Below are 3,345 nucleotides of genomic sequence, written 5' to 3'. Positions count from 1 at the left end.
GGTAGGGCAGGTCGTCGCCGCGCAGCGTGGTTTCGAACTGCACGAGATCGCGCAGCGGCGAGCGCAGCCGCGTGCCGAGCAGCGGGTGGCCGGTCGGCGTGCCGCTGCGCGCGGCCACCGGCGGGCGCGCCTGGAACCAGCAGCGCTCGCGGCGGAACGGGGTCGACGGCAGGTCGGCCAGCCGCGCACCATGGGCCGACCAGACGGCGCGCCAGTCGATCGGGGCGCCGGCCAGGTACAGCGCGGCCAGCGATTCGGCGAGCTGGTCGGCGTCGGCGCGGCCCTTGCGCAGCGTCGGCACGCGCACCGGGATGTCTTCGGCGAAGTTCAGCAGCGTCGGGTGCGGGCCGATCTCGATGCAGAGGTCCGGCTTCAGCGCCGCCAGCGTGCGCACGCCGTCGGCGAAGCGAACCGCCTCGCGCACATGGCGGCGCCAGTACGCCGGCTGCGTGATCGCATTCCCGTCGGCGAGCTGGCCGGTCAGGTTCGAGACCAGGCGCAGCTGCGGGCGGGCCATCGTCGTCGCGGCTGCCGCCTGCTCGAACGCATCGAGCACCGGATCGACCAGCGGCGAATGGAAGGCGTGCGAGACCGGCAGCTTCTGGCAGCGCACGCCACGCGCGGTGAAGCGCTCGCAGGCGGCATCGACCGCGGCTGCGGCGCCGGAGATCACCGTCTGCGCCGGCGCGTTGACGGCCGCGATCGACAGCTGCGCGGCGAACGGCGCGACCTCATCGGCCACTTCGGCTTCGGCCGCGAAGATCGCCGCCATCGCGCCGCCGGCCGGCAGCGACTGCATCAGCCGGCCGCGCTCTGCGATCAGCGCGAGCGCCTGCGGCAGCGTCATCACGCCGGCCAGGCAGGCGGCGGCGTATTCGCCGACCGAATGGCCCATCACCAGATCGGGCGCGATGCCCCAGGCGGCCCACAGCTTCGCGAGCGCGTACTCGAGGCTGAACAGCGCCGGCTGCGTGTAGCGGGTCTCGTCGATCGCGCTGCCTTGTGCGGCGAAGATCACATCGAGCAGCGGCTGCGGCAGCACGCCGTCCAGGGCCTGCGCGCAGGCGTCGAGCGCGGCGCGGAACACCGGTTGCTGCGCGTACAGCGAATGCGCCATGCCGGCGTACTGCGCGCCCTGGCCGGTGAACAGGAAGGCGATGCGCGCCGGATCGCGGCGGGTGAGGCGCTCGGTGCGCACGCCCTCGGCCTCGCGGCCCTCGGCGAGTGCAAGAAGGCGTTCGCAGAGCTCTGACACGGAGCGCGCGAGCACGGTGGCGCGCTGCGCGAAGCTGGCGCGGCTCACGGCCGCCGTGAAGCAGAGGTCCGGCAGCTCGCTGTCGGGGCGGCCGGCGAGCGACGTGGCGAAGCGGCGGGCGGTGTCGGCGAGCGCGGCTTCGTCGCGGGCCGAAAGGATGAAGAGGTGCTGTGCGGGCAACCCTTCGACAGGCTCAGGGCGAACGGGAAAGGCGGGAGCTTCCTCCACCACCACATGCGCATTCGTCCCGCTGAACCCGAACGAACTCACCCCCGCGATGCGCCGCCCGCCGATCGCCTCCCAGGCCATCAGCGCGGTCGGCACCTTCAGCGGCTGGTCGCCCCACGCGATGTGCGGGCTCGGCGTCTTGAAATGCAGGTGCGCCGGGATCTGCCGCCGCTGCAGCGACAGCACCAGCTTGATCAGCCCGGTCACGCCGGCGGCCGCTTCCAGGTGGCCGAGGTTGGTCTTCACCGAGCCGATCCACAGCGGCTGCGACGCATCACGCCCTTCGGAGAACACCGCGCCCAGCGCCTGCACCTCCAGCGGATCGCCCAGCTGCGTGCCGGTGCCGTGCGCCTCGACATACCCCACCTCGCGCGGCGCGATGCCGGCGCGCGCCAGCGCCTCGCGAATCACTGCTTCCTGCGCCGGCCCGTTCGGCGCGGTCAGCCCGCTGCTCGGCCCATCCTGGTTGACCGCGCTGCCGCGCACCACCGCGAGGATGCGATCGCCATCGGCCTGCGCATCGCCCAGGCGCTTCAGCACGACGACACCGCAGCCCTCGCCGCGCGCGAAGCCGTCGGCGGCCGCATCGAAGGTCTTGCACTTGCCGTCGGGCGACAGCATGCGCGAATGCGACAGCGCGATGTACAGGTCCGGCGACAGGATCAGGTTGACGCCGCCGGCGAGCGCCATGCGGCAGTCGCGCGCACGCAGCGCCTGGCAGGCCAGGTGCAGCGCGACCAGCGACGACGAGCAGGCGGTGTCGAGCGTGACGCTCGGCCCCTGCAGCCCGAGCAGGTACGACAGCCGGCCCGACGCGATGCTGTGCGCGATGCCCGACGCGAAGTGCGCATCGAGCAGCCTGCGGTCGCCGGTCGCGAGCTGCATCTGCGCATAGTCGTTGGCGCAGACGCCGACGTACACGCCGGTTGCCGAGCGCTCCAGCCGGTCGGGCGCCTGGCCGGCGTGCTCCAGCGCTTCCCAGGCCACCTCCAGCAGCAGCCGCTGCTGCGGGTCCATGCCCTGCGCCTCGCGGCGCGTGATGCCGAAGAACGTGGGATCGAAACCGTCGACCGGGCCGAGGAAGCCGCCGCCGCGCGTCGCGATGCGGCCGGGCACTTCAGGATCGGGGTCGTACAGCGCGTCGACATCCCAGCGCTCGCGCGGCAGCGGGCCGGTCGCGTCGACGCCGTCGCGCATCAGGCGCCAGAAGCTGTCGGCATCGACGCCGCCGCCGGGCACGCGGCAGCCGAGCCCGATGATGGCGATCGGCTCGCGCGCCGCGCCTTCGAGCGCGGCCACTTTCGCCTGCGCCTGCTGCAAGGCGAGGAAGGCGCGCTGCAGCGGGGTCAGCGCGGGGGTGTCGGCGGCAGGACTCGTCAAACGCCCTCCAATCGGTTCATCAGCAAGGCTTCGATCTCGGCGTCGCTCATCGCGGCGACAGCCTCGACGGAGGCGTCCGGGACCGCGGCTTGCGCCGGTTTGTCGACAACCGTCGGCGCGGTCTTCGGCAGCACGCGATCCAGCAGGTAGATTGCCAGCGCGTCGATCGTCGGGTGGTCGAACATCAGCGTCGCCGGCAGCGGCTTGTCGAGGCCGAGCCCGCTGCCCAGCTGGTTGCGCAGCTGCACCGCCATCAGCGAATCGAAGCCGATGTCCATCAGCCGGTCGGCGCGGCCGGGCGCATCGGCCGCATCCAGCCGCAGCACGCGCAGCACGCGCTCGCGCACGAAATCGCGCATCAGCTCGGTGCGCTCGCCGGCCATCGCGTCGTGCAGCCGCTGGCGGAAGGCCTGCGCCAGCTCGGCCGGCGCTGCCGCTGCCGCACGCTGCGGCGCGGCATCGGCCGCCGCCTCCGCAGACGC

At 73.1% G+C, this 3,345-nt stretch carries 2 protein-coding genes; both read right to left on the bottom strand.

Going from position 1 to position 3,345, the window contains the following annotated elements:
- Positions 1–2,863, bottom strand: a 2,863-nt coding sequence (locus AC1DXV_RS32915) for a type I polyketide synthase (protein WP_477937710.1), incomplete at its 3' end; no start/stop codon positions are given.
- Positions 2,860–3,345: acyl carrier protein (locus AC1DXV_RS32910; RefSeq protein ID WP_477937708.1), on the bottom strand; the 486-nt coding region annotated here is incomplete at its 5' end. The genes AC1DXV_RS32915 and AC1DXV_RS32910, both read right to left, overlap by 4 nt.

This window comes from Rhizobacter sp. P3_C12, assembly GCF_056402735.1.
This window is presented reverse-complemented; position numbering and strand designations above follow the sequence as displayed.